Source organism: Bacillus sp. FSL K6-6038 (assembly GCF_038050455.1).
In the GTDB taxonomy this organism is placed as follows: domain Bacteria; phylum Bacillota; class Bacilli; order Bacillales; family Bacillaceae_G; genus Bacillus_A; species Bacillus_A pseudomycoides.
In genome coordinates this window covers 4,679,987-4,694,876 of sequence record NZ_JBBOUH010000001.1, presented here as the reverse complement: position 1 = coordinate 4,694,876, position 14,890 = coordinate 4,679,987, and the positions used below count along the sequence as shown (strand labels likewise).

General features: G+C 36.9%; 11 protein-coding genes, 7 tRNA genes and 1 pseudogene. 17 read left to right on the top strand and 2 right to left on the bottom strand.

From position 1 onward, the window contains the following. The first annotated feature begins 14 nt into the window (after positions 1–14). The 12 genes and pseudogenes from NSQ40_RS24725 to NSQ40_RS24670 all read left to right on the top strand — a co-directional run bounded on the left by NSQ40_RS24725 (position 15) and on the right by NSQ40_RS24670 (position 4,696). A tRNA-Thr gene (locus tag NSQ40_RS24725) sits at positions 15–90 on the top strand. 10 nt (positions 91–100) lie between these two features. Next, positions 101–176 (top strand) — tRNA-Lys (locus NSQ40_RS24720). 12 nt (positions 177–188) lie between these two features. Beyond that, positions 189–259 (top strand) — tRNA-Gly (locus NSQ40_RS24715). An 11-nt stretch (positions 260–270) separates the two neighbouring features. Further along, positions 271–347 (top strand) — tRNA-Ile (locus NSQ40_RS24710). A gap of 4 nt (positions 348–351) precedes the next feature. Further along, positions 352–426 (top strand) — tRNA-Asn (locus NSQ40_RS24705). 8 nt (positions 427–434) lie between these two features. Further along, positions 435–525, top strand: a tRNA-Ser gene (locus NSQ40_RS24700). Positions 526–531: 6 nt separating this feature from the next. Beyond that, positions 532–603: transfer RNA gene (locus NSQ40_RS24695), tRNA-Glu, on the top strand. Positions 604–763: 160 nt separating this feature from the next. Continuing rightward, entirely contained in the window at positions 764–919 is a 156-nt protein-coding gene (locus NSQ40_RS24690) for a hypothetical protein (RefSeq protein ID WP_003204251.1), read from the top strand. Positions 920–1,047: 128 nt separating this feature from the next. After that, entirely contained in the window at positions 1,048–1,920 is an 873-nt protein-coding gene (locus NSQ40_RS24685) for an RNA polymerase sigma-70 factor (RefSeq protein ID WP_097786914.1), read from the top strand. Between the two features lie 238 nt (positions 1,921–2,158). After that, positions 2,159–2,602: a carboxymuconolactone decarboxylase family protein gene (locus tag NSQ40_RS24680; protein ID WP_003208811.1), complete on the top strand. Its 444-nt coding sequence runs from the start codon at positions 2,159–2,161 to the stop codon at positions 2,600–2,602. Positions 2,603–3,068: 466 nt separating this feature from the next. Further along, entirely contained in the window at positions 3,069–4,013 is a 945-nt protein-coding gene (locus NSQ40_RS24675; protein WP_003201481.1) for an L-lactate dehydrogenase, read from the top strand. A gap of 271 nt (positions 4,014–4,284) precedes the next feature. Beyond that, positions 4,285–4,696: pseudogene (locus NSQ40_RS24670) on the top strand (GNAT family N-acetyltransferase). Here the strand turns inward: NSQ40_RS24670 and NSQ40_RS24665 are convergent. Beyond that, positions 4,680–4,868, bottom strand: a complete 189-nt coding sequence (locus tag NSQ40_RS24665; protein ID WP_224796217.1) for a CalY family protein — start codon at positions 4,866–4,868, stop codon at positions 4,680–4,682. The pseudogene NSQ40_RS24670 and the gene NSQ40_RS24665 overlap by 17 nt on opposite strands. Before the next feature lie 550 nt (positions 4,869–5,418). Here NSQ40_RS24665 and glgB point away from each other — a divergent pair. The 5 genes from glgB (at position 5,419) to NSQ40_RS24640 (ending at position 13,682) form a co-directional block, all read left to right on the top strand. Further along, positions 5,419–7,356 (top strand): 1,4-alpha-glucan branching protein GlgB, encoded by a 1,938-nt coding sequence (gene glgB, locus NSQ40_RS24660; RefSeq protein ID WP_018764652.1) that lies wholly within the window; start codon positions 5,419–5,421, stop codon positions 7,354–7,356. Beyond that, positions 7,304–8,434 (top strand): glucose-1-phosphate adenylyltransferase, encoded by a 1,131-nt coding sequence (locus NSQ40_RS24655; protein ID WP_018764651.1) that lies wholly within the window; start codon positions 7,304–7,306, stop codon positions 8,432–8,434. Before glgB ends, NSQ40_RS24655 begins: the two co-directional genes overlap by 53 nt. An 18-nt stretch (positions 8,435–8,452) precedes the next feature. After that, positions 8,453–9,487, top strand: a complete 1,035-nt coding sequence (locus NSQ40_RS24650) for a sugar phosphate nucleotidyltransferase (protein ID WP_003201466.1) — start codon at positions 8,453–8,455, stop codon at positions 9,485–9,487. Positions 9,488–9,825: 338 nt separating this feature from the next. Continuing rightward, positions 9,826–11,262, top strand: coding sequence for a glycogen synthase GlgA (glgA, locus tag NSQ40_RS24645; protein ID WP_033797079.1), 1,437 nt, complete (start codon positions 9,826–9,828; stop codon positions 11,260–11,262). Positions 11,263–11,273: 11 nt separating this feature from the next. Further along, a complete protein-coding gene (locus NSQ40_RS24640; RefSeq protein ID WP_098114076.1) occupies positions 11,274–13,682 on the top strand; it encodes a glycogen/starch/alpha-glucan phosphorylase in 2,409 nt (802 codons plus the stop codon). A gap of 478 nt (positions 13,683–14,160) precedes the next feature. Here the strand turns inward: NSQ40_RS24640 and NSQ40_RS24635 are convergent, their stop codons facing one another. Further along, positions 14,161–14,883 (bottom strand): lipase family protein, encoded by a 723-nt coding sequence (locus NSQ40_RS24635; protein WP_003201474.1) that lies wholly within the window; start codon positions 14,881–14,883, stop codon positions 14,161–14,163. Positions 14,884–14,890: the final 7 nt, after the last annotated feature.

Genomic DNA, 14,890 nt, shown 5'->3' with positions numbered 1-14,890 from the left:
TTTTGAAATAGCAAGCCGGCTTAGCTCAATTGGTAGAGCAACTGACTTGTAATCAGTAGGTTGGGGGTTCAAGTCCTCTAGCCGGCACCACTTTCAAAATGAGCCATTAGCTCAGTTGGTAGAGCATCTGACTTTTAATCAGAGGGTCGAAGGTTCGAGTCCTTCATGGCTCACCATTTTAGTTTCATGCGGGTGTAGTTTAGTGGTAAAACAAGAGCCTTCCAAGCTCTGGTCGAGAGTTCGATTCTCTTCACCCGCTTTTTCCATTGGGGGCCTATAGCTCAGCTGGTTAGAGCGCACGCCTGATAAGCGTGAGGTCGATGGTTCGAGTCCATTTAGGCCCACCATTATTCCGCAGTAGCTCAGTGGTAGAGCTATCGGCTGTTAACCGATCGGTCGTAGGTTCGAGTCCTACCTGCGGAGCCATATTATATAGAGAAGTACCCAAGTGGCTCAAGGGGCTCCCCTGCTAAGGGAGTAGATCGCTAACGCGGTGCGAGGGTTCGAATCCCTTCTTCTCTGCCAGAAACTGGCCCGTTGGTCAAGTGGTTAAGACACCGCCCTTTCACGGCGGTAACACGGGTTCGAATCCCGTACGGGTCATACTTAAAGAGATAGCATAATCTGCTATCTCTTTTTGTTTATAATGATATTTTCTTCAAGAAAAAGCAGACTTTGATAAGTCTGCTTTTTTTATTAAAATTGATAATTTTTGTATACTTTTTTCTTTTTGAGGCGTCTAACTAATAGAAAGGAGCGAGCAATGGCATATGAAAAAGTTGAAGAAATAATTATACAAACGTCTAAGAATATTTATAGATATCTTCTTAAAATCGGTGTAAATGCAGTGGAAGCCGAAGATATTGTTCAAGATACAATCTATAAAGCATTTTTATCTATACCAATGAATAAAAATTAACCAATATTATCATGTCAGCAATATATAAGAGTTTGTATAAAATGAAGAATCGTTCCTTTCGTAACAGAAAGAATTATAACAAATCATATATTTTTATATTGGAACACGCTATAGAATGGAGTGATAGTATGGATTTTGAAACTTTGTATCGAACGTATCAACCCTTAGTTTACTCTGTTGCATACCGCCTGCTTGGCTCTGTTAGTGATGCAGAGGATGTTGCACAGGATATACTCATTAAAAGTCAGCATATGGAGCAAGAACAAATTAGAAATATGAAAGCATATTTAATTAAGGTGACAACAAACCATTGTTTGAATGTACTACAGTCTGCGCGGAAACAGAGAGAAATGTATACTGGAGAATGGCTTCCTGAGCCAGAGATAGATACGGAGAAATTAAATCCAATGGAAACACTACTGCAAACCGAAAGAGTATCCTATGCATTCCTTGTACTGTTAGAGAAGTTAACACCTGTTGAAAGAGCTATATTTGTTTTAAGAGAAGTGTTTAAGTACGAGTATCGTGAAATAGCGGAGCTTTTAAACAAATCAGAGGCAAATTGCCGAAAGATTTTTAGTCGTTGTAAAGAGAAGATAAGGCATGAAGTACCCATACATCCGCAACAATTGGAGCATACAGAAAAGATGATACATACCTTTATCAAAGGCTCAGAAACAGGAAATTTTGAGGGATTTATTAATTTACTGACAGTAGATGCAACACTTGTCACTGACGGAGGCGGTAAAGTACGTGCCGCTATATTTCCGATTATGGGCAAACAGCGTATCCAGATATTTTTGGAGTCTATTGTTTCACGAGGATTCTTCCAATTGGAGCTTCTCCCAACTATCATAAATGGTCAATTTGGTATTTTAGCAAGGAATAAGGGCCGTGCAGAGAAGGCCATATGCTTTGAGTGGGATGAAAGAGGAGAATCCATTAGAAGAATTTACATTGTAGTCAATCCTGATAAACTAAAGCATATTCCAGTTCTATAGCATGTAATTGAAAAAGAGATCTTTTTTTTAGATCTCTTTTTTATTTTGTCACAAATTGAAAAGCTAATTTGTCTTATAAGTGACAGGATATAAAAGGGATGCTTGTATGTTTTCTATTAGAGCTTCTGTCGTGAATGAAAATATTTTACGGCAGATAGTGATTTGAAATAATTCATGAAAGACCTTATTAAATATCCTGGTACCAAAGTACAAACTAATTTTATGGAGGGAATATAAGATGGAAACAAGATTTTTAATGGGAAAGGTAAATCCGGAAGGTTATAAGGCAATGGTAGGTTTAGAAAAATACTTGATGACTACAAGTATTGATGAAATATTGAAAGAGCTAATTAAAATCCGGGCTTCTCAAATCAATGGATGTGCGTATTGCATTGATATTCATACGAAAGATGCACGAAAACTAGGGGAAACAGAGCAACGTATTTATGCTCTTAATGCTTGGCGTGAGACACCATTTTTTACGCAGGAAGAACGTGCCGTGCTTGCTTTGACAGAGGCAATTACACTAGTAGCGGAAACGCACGTTCCTGATGAGGTATATGAAGAGGTAAGAAATTTCTTTGAAGAAGAACAAATTGCTGAAATCATTATGCAGATTGTTACTATTAATGCATGGAATCGAATTGGGGTATCTACCCGTTTAATGCCGGAAAAAAGATAATATGGAGATGTTACTAATAGTTTGTAGAGGCACCCTCATACTGTCAACAAACTAAGAAAAAGGATGGTTCCAAAAACGAAAAAATAAGTTATTCTTTCTGGAAATACTGCTGAAAGGATAGCTTTTTCGTTTTTGAGTATAAAGAAAGTGTAATGGGAAGGATATAGAGCTTTTGCAAATTATGTATGATCTAATCTTTAATAGGTAAACGATAAAATATAAGGAAATAAGCTTTTCACAATCTAAAGAAAAGGCTTCCATTAAAATTGATTCCACACCTAATATCATAACTTTCTACTGTGTGTGAGAAAGTTCACAAATAGGTCATAATTTGTGAATTTATTCACAATGAATCGTGCTACAATATGAATGTAAAGAAGTTAAACAACATTAAATTAGTATTTTAATTAATTACTTAAACAATAATAAAAAAAATAAATGTGAACAATAGAGAGGGGAATTTACCATGAAAAAAGGTATCAATCGTGTAGTATTAGTAGGAACAGGTGCAGTAGGTTGTAGTTATGCTTACTCAATGATTAACCAAGGTGTAGCTGAAGAATTTGTACTTGTGGATGTAAATGAGGCTAAAGCGGAAGGGGAAGCAATGGACTTAAGCCATGCGGTACCATTCTCTCCATCACCAACAAAAGTTTGGAGCGGTAGTTATGCAGATTGCAAAGATGCAGATTTAGTTGTTATCACTGCTGGATTACCACAAAAGCCAGGTGAAACTCGTTTAGACTTAGTTGAGAAAAATACAAAAATCTTTAAGCAAATCGTTCGCGGCATTATGGATAACGGATTTGATGGTATTTTCCTAATCGCAACTAACCCAGTTGATATTTTAACTTATGTAACTTGGAAAGAATCTGGATTACCAAAAGAACGCGTAATCGGTTCTGGTACAACTTTAGACTCTGCTCGTTTCCGCTACATGTTAGGTGACTATTTAGATGTAGATCCACGTAACGTTCATGCATATATCATTGGTGAGCACGGTGACACTGAACTTCCAGTATGGAGCCACGCTACTGTAGGTGTACAAAAGCTAGAAACAATCTTAGCGAACAACGAACAGTATAACCAAGATGATTTAGATAAAATCTTTGCAAATGTACGCGATGCTGCTTACCACATCATCGAGCGTAAAGGTGCAACTTACTACGGAATTGGTATGTCACTACTTCGTGTAACTAAAGCGATCTTAAACAACGAGAACAGTGTACTAACTGTATCTGCATACCTTGAAGGTCAATACGGCGAGAAAGACGCTTATGTAGGTGTTCCAGCTGTCATTAACCGCGAAGGTGTACGTGAAATCGTGGAGCTTGAGTTAAATGAAGAAGAAAAAGCGAAATTTACTCACTCTGTAAAAGTATTAAAAGAAACAATGGCACCAGTACTATAAGGATAATTGATAAATAATTCAGAAGCGGGAAATTGCTTCCGGCTTCTGAATTTTTATATAACTTTATATAAATTCCTTTTCCAGTTTCCCTGTATATCCCCAAATATACACCCCCTTTTGCTGGAAAAGGATCATTTATAGGAAAAGCACCCTATTTTGTATAGAGTGCTTTTATTTTTTTTATATGGAAATTAAATCCATGAAATGGGGGGGATAGCGATCGTAAAGAATTATTTCATGAGAGCGTAATAAAAATGAGGGGAATAAAGTTATGATAGAAAGAGCTAATGCTGAAGAAACAACATACATACTATCTAATGCAGCATTATCTGCTAATGAAGGTATTCAAAATCATGGAACAATTTCCGGAGAAAAGGCGATACAGATGATGACAGGTCTTATTGAAAAAGGGGCGTATTATCTTGTATACAAAGAGAATGATTCAATAGCTGGATGGATATTAGTAGGGACAAATACGGATTATTTTACAGAAAGGGAAATTGGTTTTATCTGAATTTCGGGGTAAAGGGATTTCCAAAAAGCCAGTTCAGGCTGGGATTGAAGAGTTGAAAAGAAATGGATATGAGGAAGTACGTCTTAATGTATTTTCCACAAACTTTGCTCAAGAGATTTATGAAAAGATAAGTTTTACTCCGTTACAAACAGTTATGGTTTACAAGTAAATAAGAAATGAAAAAATAAGAAAAGTACCGAGAGTCGGTACTTTTCTTTGTTTTCAGTTTTGAAGTTCTTCTTGAACGAATTACCTGGCTTTAAATCTTTCATATTGACGGTAACAGTAGGATTAGATAAATATATTATACCAGCTTGTAATGCGTTATTTTGATGTTTCAGGGTTGTTAAAATAGGAGAAGCGCTATGCTATAATAAGCCCCCATGTTTAGAGTAAAATATATATCGCCTTACTAACAATTAGATAAAATATAGTATTTAAGTGAGGGGATAGTTAGAAAGCATGATTTCCAGTAAATGTTTTACTCCGTTATTCGTGGGCAGTAATAATCTCACCTCAAAATTCAATGGAAACAAAGAAGTTAGGTGGGAGATAAACTGCCCGTAAAAACCCAATTGGTGAGAGCTGATTAAAGTTTCACTTTATGAGAAAACATTTGTTTCAAGATAATAAAGAAGGGAAGAAACTAGAAAAATAGAGACCTTCTTACTATTGTATATTTTTGTGGAAAATAAAAAAGGACGAACAAAAAATAAAACGCTTTCAATTAATATTCGTCAAAATTCGATAAATTTGACGGAAAATTAAAGTGTTACCTTTAATTTTCGCGGAAAAACGTATATTTATTTAAAAATACACAAGGATATTTCAGTTTCCTATCGAATGTTTACAAAGTAATAAAAATTCTGTCATCTTAGTGAGGTGAACATATTGAGTGTAACAAATTGTATAGAAGAGAGTGTGTATGAATTTCATACAAAGCAGTGTTATGAGAGCTATAACATATTTGGCGCGCATCTTGTAACGGAAGATGAAATACAAGGCGTACGATTTACAGTATGGGCTCCTCATGCGAAAGCTCTGAGTGTAGTTGGCGATTTTAATGAGTGGGATATTGAAGGGCATAAGATGCGAAAAATGGCAGAAGAGGGTATTTGGTCATTGTTTATACCACATTTGGGGGAAAATGAAATATATAAGTATGCGATTGAAACTCCAGATGGTGAAACAATTTTAAAAGCAGATCCCTATGCAACATATGCAGAAGTAAGACCAAATACGGCATCTGTTATTTTTGATATAAAGGGATATAAATGGAATGATAAAAATTGGTTTCGAAAGAAGAAACGAAAATTAATTTATAAGGAAGCAATGGCAATTTATGAGTTGCATTTTGGTTCATGGAAAAAGAAAGAAGATGGCTCTCTGTACTCGTATCGAGAGATGGCAGAGGAGCTCATTCCTTATGTGGCGGAACATCAATTTACCCACATTGAAATTATGCCGCTTGTGGAACATCCATATGACCGTTCCTGGGGATATCAGGGAACCGGATATTATGCGGTGACAAGCCGGTTTGGTACACCGCATGATTTCATGTATTTTGTCGATGAATGTCATAAATATGGAATCGGTGTCATTTTAGATTGGGTGCCGGGTCATTTTTGTAAAGATGCTCATGGGTTGTATTTATTTGATGGAGCGCCGACCTATGAATATAAAGATTTGGATGTACAGGAAAATCACGTTTGGGGCACAGTAAATTTTGATTTGGGAAAACAGGAAGTGCGTAATTTTTTAATTTCAAATGCACTGTTTTGGATGAAGTATTACCATATTGACGGCTTTCGTGTCGATGCGGTTGCGAATATGTTGTACTGGGAAAAAGAAGGGAAGCAGCAAAGTAATGAATACGCCGTTTCCTTCTTGCGTGAGTTAAATGAGGCAGTATTTGCAGAGGACGAAGAATTTTTGATGACCGCAGAAGATTCGACAGCTTGGCCACTTGTGACTGCGCCAGTGTATGAAGGCGGACTAGGGTTTAATTATAAGTGGAATATGGGCTGGATGAATGATGTTCTAAAATACATGGAGTGTGCACCGGAATATCGGAAATATATTCATGAGAAAATGACATTTTCTTTGCTATATGCTTACTCCGAAAACTTTATATTACCGCTCTCTCACGATGAAGTCGTTCACGGAAAAAAATCATTGTTAAATAAAATGCCAGGAGACTACTGGGAAAAGTTTGCACAACTGCGTTTATTATACGGGTATTTCTTTACGCATCCTGGAAAGAAATTACTCTTTATGGGTGGGGAATTTGGTCAGTTTGACGAATGGAAAGATCTCGAGGATTTAGATTGGAATTTGCATGATTTTGAAATGCATCGTTATATGCATGATTACTTTAAAGAGCTCATAGCATTGTATAAGCGCTCTAAACCACTTTGGCAGTTGGATCATTCGCAGGAAGGATTTCAGTGGATTGATGCCGATAACAAAGAACAAAGTATTTTCTCGTTTATTCGTAAAGGGGATAAGGAAGACGATATCTTTGTTGTGATATGTAATTTTACTAATATTGTGTATGAAAATTATAAAGTAGGTGTACCAGAGTTCAAGTATTATAACGAGATTTTAAATAGTGACGCAGCAATATATGGCGGCTCAGGGCAGGTAAATAAAAAGCGCCTAAAGACAATTCTAGAGCCGTATCATAATCAGTCTGCTCATGTAGAAATAACAATTCCACCATTTGGTGTATCCATTTTAAGACCAGTGAAAACGAGAAAGGGGAGCAAAAAACAAGATGGTTCAAAAGCAGACGTGCGTAGCGATGTTACTAGCAGGAGGAAAGGGTAGTCGTTTAAGTGCTTTAACAAAAAATTTAGCAAAGCCAGCTGTTCCGTTTGGCGGTAAGTACCGAATTATTGATTTCACATTAAGTAATTGTGCAAACTCTGGTATTGAAACAGTTGGAATTTTAACGCAGTATCAGCCACTTGAGCTTCATAGTTATATTGGAATCGGTAATGCTTGGGATTTAGATCGTGTGAATGGCGGCGTGACCGTATTGCCTCCGTACTCGGAATCTTCAGGAGTGAAATGGTATACAGGAACAGCGAGTGCTATTTATCAAAACTTAAACTATTTGCATCAGTACGATCCGGAATATGTTCTGATTTTGTCAGGAGATCATATTTATAAAATGGATTACAGTAAAATGTTAGATTACCATATTGAAAAAGAAGCAGATGTTTCGATTTCAGTTATTGAAGTACCTTGGGATGAGGCAAGTCGATTCGGCATTATGCATACGAATGAGGATATGGAAATTGTTGAATTTGAGGAAAAACCACAACTTCCAAAAAGCAATCTTGCTTCGATGGGAATTTATATCTTTAATTGGGCTGTTTTAAAAGAATATTTAGAGATGGATGCAAGAAATCCAGAATCTAGTAATGATTTTGGAAAAGATGTCATCCCGCTTTTATTAGACGAAGAGAAAAAGCTCATTGCTTACCCATTTGAAGGGTATTGGAAAGATGTTGGAACTGTAAAAAGTTTATGGGAAGCAAATATGGACTTGCTTCGAGAAGAATCGACCTTACAGTTAAATGATCATAGCTGGCGCATTTATTCGGTGAATCCAAATGAGCCACCGCAGTATATTGCTGAAGGCGCAAAGGTAGAAGAATCATTAATTAATGAAGGATGCGTTGTTGAAGGAGATGTAAAACACTCTGTTTTATTCCAAGGAGTGACGGTTGGAGAAGGGAGTATGGTAATCGATTCGGTAATTATGCCAGATGCATGCATCGGTAAAAATGTTGTCATTGAAAGAGCGATTGTCGGATCGGGTATGGTCATTGAAGATGGGACAATTATTCGTCCAGAAAAAAATATCGATGATGTCGTACTAATAGCTGAGGGGAAATAGTGAAGGAGGATAAGATGAATGGGAGAATCAATGTTAGGAATTATTAATGCAACAGGGAGTTTTTCTTCCTTAAAGAAAGTAACAGGGCACCGTTCACTGGCAGCATTACCATTTGGAGGACGTTATCGTCTCATTGATTTTATGCTTTCAAATATGGTTAATTCCCATATTCATAGTGTAGCGATTTTTACGAGTCATAAAAATCGTTCCTTGATGGATCATCTCGGATCAGGAAAACAATGGGATTTAGATAGAAAACGCGACGGCTTATTTTTATTTCCTCCGAATTGCCAATGTAATCAAGATGAGTTTGGTTCCTTCGCTCATTTTAGAAGACATATTGACTATTTTCTGCGCAGCAGACAAGAGTATGTTGTTATTACAAATAGTCATCTTGTTACAGCATTAAATTTTCAAAAGATATTAGAAAGACATATACATACGGGCGCGGATGTTACAGAAGTATGCCATGAAGGCGTATCACTGCAAACTTATGTGCTGAAGAAACAGTTATTATTAGATTTATTTGAAACATATAAAGACATGGAACACTATAGTTTGTTTGATGTAGTCAAAGAGAAACGAGGAGAGTCGTTGTACATTACTACATATGAGCATACAGGGTATGTAGCAGTAATCGATTCGATTGAAAATTATTATAAACATAGTTTAGAAATTTTGCAGCCTTCTATTTGGAAGCAGTTGTTTACGAAAGAAGCTCCGATTTTTACAAAAGTAAAGGATGAACCACCAACACGTTATATAAAAGGAGCACAGGTGCAAAACACAATGATTGCAAACGGCAGTGTTATTGCAGGAAAAGTTGAGAATAGTGTTGTATTTCGTTCTGTTAAGGTTGGGAAAGGTTCGGTTATTCGAAATAGCATCATTATGCAAAAGAGCCAAATTGGAGATAACTGTATATTAGACGGCGTTATTATTGATAAGGATGTTAAAATTGAGGATGGTGTGGTTTTAACAGGAACGCCTGATAATCCATACGTTTTGGAAAAGAGCAGTGTTCAAAGTCAAAATATTACTAGTTATTCTTAAAAGCTTTATGTAAGTTAAATACAAATTGGAAAACTGATAAAAAACATTCTTTTTAAGGTGGAAGAGAGCATCCGCCCATGCATAGAGGCGGTCAGTGCCTTTTCCTGCCCCATACCAAGTGAAAACAAAGAGAGAAAACAAAACAAGTAGCAATCATCTTTTGTTCTTCGTAGCAGCGACTTATATGTCGAAAAATCAAAATGGATATATATAGCCAGTGAAATTCTATCCAATAGGGATTCACTGGCTCATCATGATATGAATTTAAAATCCGAAGGGAGGAAGCTGTAAGAAGGGCGGATCATGGTGTACACGCTTTTCAGACAGTGGAACAACACGTGAATATTTTATTTGCAGTATCAGAATGCGTACCGTTTATTAAATCAGGTGGCTTAGCAGATGTGGTGGGTGCACTTCCAAAAGAATTGAAAAAATTAGGAGTAAACGTCCGTATTATCCTACCAAACTACAGCCTTATTCCCAAGCACTTGCGAGAAGCATGTACGCTTCATAAGGTAATCAATGTGCAGCTCGGTTGGCGAAATCAATATTGCGGGATTTTAAAAGGGGAGCAAGGCGGGATTACGTATTATTTAATCGACAATGAATATTATTTTAAAAGGGATTCTCTTTATGGACATTATGATGATGGAGAACGTTTTTCTTTCTTTTCTAAGGCGGTGTTAGAGTGTATGCCGCACCTAGATTTTGAAGTGGACATCCTTCACAGTCATGATTGGCATACAGCGATGGCGAATTTTTTACTGCGTGAAAAGTATGGGGATCATCCATTGTATGAGCATATTAAAACTGTTTATACGATTCATAATTTGCAGTTCCAGGGTGTGTTTCCTCGTGAAGTTATGCATGATTTACTGGAACTTGGTGATGAATATTTTGATAGTGAACAGCTTGAGTTTTATGGGAACGTTAACTTTATGAAAGGCGGTATCATCGCTTCAGATCGCATTACAGCGGTTAGCCCGACGTATAAAGAAGAGATCCAATATGGATTTTTTGGTGAAAAATTAGATGGTTTGTTACGGAAATATAATGATAAGCTGAGCGGGATTGTAAATGGTATTGATACGAGCGTATATAATCCGAAAACGGATCCTTATATTACTGCGCAGTATGATGCAAAATCATTGTATGAAAAACAAGAAAATAAACGCGCATTACAGCGCTACTTTGGTTTGCCAGAAAAAGAAGATACGCCAATTATTTCGATGGTAACGCGATTAACAAAGCAAAAAGGCCTTGATTTAGTACGTACTGTCTTTCATGAAATGATGGAAGACGATGTACAATGTATCATTTTAGGATCAGGGGATTCTGAATATGAGCAGTTTTTCGAATGGATGGCATATGAGTATCCAGAAAAAGTGAAAGTGTATATCGGGTTTAATGAAGAGCTAGCGCATCAAGTATATGCAGGGAGCGATTTATTTTTAATGCCATCATTATTTGAACCATGTGGACTCGGACAGCTCATTGCACTGGCATATGGTGTGATCCCAATTGTAAGAGAGACGGGAGGATTGAACGATACAGTTCAGTCTTATAATGAGAAAACAGAGAATGGAAATGGCTTCAGCTTTAGAAATTTTAACGCTCATGACATGTTACATACGATTCGTCGTGCACTGAAGTATTATCATAATCAACCGGTATGGAATCAGCTTGTAAAACAAGCGATGACAGAGGATTATAGCTGGAAAAAGTCAGCTCTTGAATATAAGGAACTATATAAAAGTTTGCTGAAACACTCTTAGGTGGTGAAAAAATGTTTACTCATGTTGAAAGCTTTAAAGTAGCCTTTTTAGAAAAACTAGAAACGATGTATGGAAAAAGTTTCAAAGATTCTACCAGTCGTGACCAGTATAATACACTTGGTCGTATGGTACGTGAGTATATGAATCAGCATTGGATTGCAACAAATGAAAGGTACCGGACAGGGAATCAAAAGCAAATGTATTACTTGTCTATTGAGTTTTTACTTGGTCGTTTGCTCGGTAGTAACTTACTAAATCTAGGTATCCGTGATGTATGTGAACAAGGCCTTTCAGAGCTTGGAATTTCATTAAAGGAATTGGAAGAAAGTGAAGCGGATGCAGGGCTTGGCAATGGAGGACTTGGCCGCCTTGCAGCCTGTTTTCTCGATTCACTTGCATCTTTAAATCTTCCAGGGCACGGATGTGGTATTCGTTATAAGCATGGCTTGTTTGATCAAAAAATTGTGGATGGATATCAAGTAGAATTACCAGAACAGTGGCTCCTTCATGAAAATGTTTGGGAAGTAAGACGACACGATCAAGCGGTAGAAGTGAGCTACTTTGGAAATGTAGAACCGATAGAAATGAATGGTCGCCTCGAATTTCGTCATACGAATGCGGAAGTGATTATGGCAGTTCCATATGACGTTCCGGTTGTTGGATATGAAACAGATACTGTGAATACACTTCGCCTTTGGAATGCAGAGCCGGTTCCTTTTCCACAAAATTATAAAGATATTTTGAAATATAAACGTGAAACAGAAGTGGTATCAGAATTTTTATACCCGGATGATACGCATGATGAAGGGAAAATACTACGTTTAAAGCAGCAGTATTTCCTTGTATCAGCAAGCTTACAAAACATTGTTCGCATGCATAGAGAGCGAAATGGAACGCTTCGTAATTTACATGAGAAAATCGCGATTCACATTAACGATACGCATCCCGTTTTAGCAATTCCAGAACTTATGCGTATTTTACTAGATGAAGAAAAGCTTGCTTGGGAAGAAGCATGGGATATTACGACTCAGACAATTTCTTATACGAATCATACGACATTATCAGAAGCACTTGAGAAGTGGCCAATCCATATTTTTAAACCGTTATTACCACGAATTTATATGATTATTGAAGAAATCAATGAACGCTTTTGTCATGAACTATGGGAGCGACATCCATATGATTGGAAGCGGATTGAAGATATGGCAATTATCGCACATGATCTTGTCAAAATGGCACATTTAGCAATTGTGGGAAGCTATAGTGTAAATGGCGTGGCAAAAATTCATACGGAAATTTTAAAGCAACGTGAAATGCGATTGTTTTATGATTTTTATCCGGAGAAATTTAACAATAAGACAAATGGAATCGCGCATCGGCGCTGGCTTATGAAGGCGAACCCGCAGCTTGCAAATCTCATTTCAGAAGCAATTGGAACGGAATGGAAGAAGCAACCGATTCAGTTGCAATCACTGCAAAGCTTTCAACATGACACTGCTTTTCAAGACAAGTTGCATGATGTAAAGCAAGAGCGTAAATATATTTTAGCAGAGCAAATTCAAAGCAAGATGGGGATTATCGTTGACCCGAGTTCCATTTTTGATGTACAAGTAAAACGATTGCACGCTTATAAAAGGCAACTATTAAATGTGTTACATATTTTGTATTTGTACAATCGTTTAAAAGAAGACTTAAGCTTTTCGTTTTATCCGCGTACATTTATTTTTGGAGCGAAGGCATCGCCAGGCTATTATTATGCAAAAAAAATTATTAAATTAATAAATGAACTTGCTAGAAAGGTAAATCAAGATCCATATGTGAGTCAATATATGAAAGTTATCTTTCTAGAAAACTATCGAGTTTCTTTAGCTGAATATATTTTCCCGGCAGCAGATGTAAGTGAGCAAATCTCTACAGCAAGTAAAGAGGCATCAGGAACAGGGAATATGAAGTTTATGATGAATGGTGCAATTACGCTCGGAACGCTGGATGGGGCCAATATTGAAATAAGAGAAAAAGTAGGAGATGAAGCCTGTTTTATCTTTGGTTTAACAGCGGAAGAGGTGCTTCATTATTATCAAAATGGTGGATATCGTGCAAATGATTACTATCATCATAATATGCACATAAAAAAAGTAGTCGATCAGTTAATAAATGGCTTTTTCACAAATGTTGGAGCCGAATTTGAAGCAATTTATGATTCTCTTGTTATTCAAAATGACGAGTACTTTGTCCTTCGTGATTTTAGTCCATATGCAGAGCGTCAAGAAGATGTAGGAAGAGCATATGAAAACCGAAGAAAGTGGCTAGAAATGTCTATCATCAATATTGCACAATCAGGACACTTTGCTAGTGATCGAACGATTCTGCAGTATAGTAATGAGATTTGGGGTATTGGTGATAGGGTTAAGCTTTCGTGAATGGAATATATATAAATACAAATTAAAAAACCGACATAACCCACCATTCTTTTTAGGTGGGATAAAGCATCCGGCCATGCATAGAGGTGACTTATATGTTGGAAAATCAAAATGGATATATAGGAATAAGATAGAGTCCCTTGTGAAGATTTTGAGGGGCTTTTATTTATTGGAAAATATTGATGAAAAAACATGAAAGAAGAATGAGTGGAATTCGTAAAGTAAAAATAGCTTGGAAATTTTCCAAGCTGTTTTTACTTAGTTTGCTACTGAGATACAAGGATTTACTGAATACAAAACACCAGTCCCACCATATTCCTCTGTAGCAAAGTATGAGAATGTACAGAAACCTGTGACCGTAAAAAGTATAACGAGAAAAATTGCAAAGAAATATTTTAGCATGTAAGGTCCTCTCATCCAAAAATAATTACATAGATTATTATAATATAATAGTGTATTTTTTCCAAATGTTTCCGTATCAAAAATGAGAAGTCAGACATGTTTTGTATGTTGTCATGGCGTGGTTGTTGACGATAGATTTTGTATTTTTCGTAAATGTCAAGTTGTGATGAACATGTGTATACTCCCAGTCTTGGTCATTAAAATGTACTTTGCGCGGTGGAAGAAGCGGGACCACATCGAATAAATTAACGAAGCGAAAGCTGCTTGCTACTTGCATTTTATAGTAGTTGCGAAAAGTGATATCACCGACTTTTGGAGAGGCGAAGTTATAGAGACCGTATTGTGCAAACGCAGTATTAACGCGTGCATCTAATATGTGTAGTGTGGCAAGTGCTCCGCCTAGGCTATGCCCTGTGGCGAGTAGTTTTTTATGTGATGGTAAAGATACGAGCATATCCATAATCGTATCACGGCACGATTCATAAACAGAGAGAAAGCCGTTATGGACGTTTCCGCTATTTAAGGCGTATGGATAAGGTTTTTGGTTCACAAGTGAATCAATGACCCACTCTGGATCGGATTGGGTCCCTCGAAACGCTACGATGACTGTATCTTCAGATTCTAATATGAATCCAAACCACTCTGTTGTTTGCATAACCTTAGCCTGAAAACCTTGTACATATTGAAATCCTTCAGGTATTTGAAAAATCCCATTTTGTTTATATTGATCATATGTTAACTCGCAGCAAGAAGCTAGCAATATGGCAGTATCTTTATCAAAGGATAAAGGAGCACGCATCAGAGAA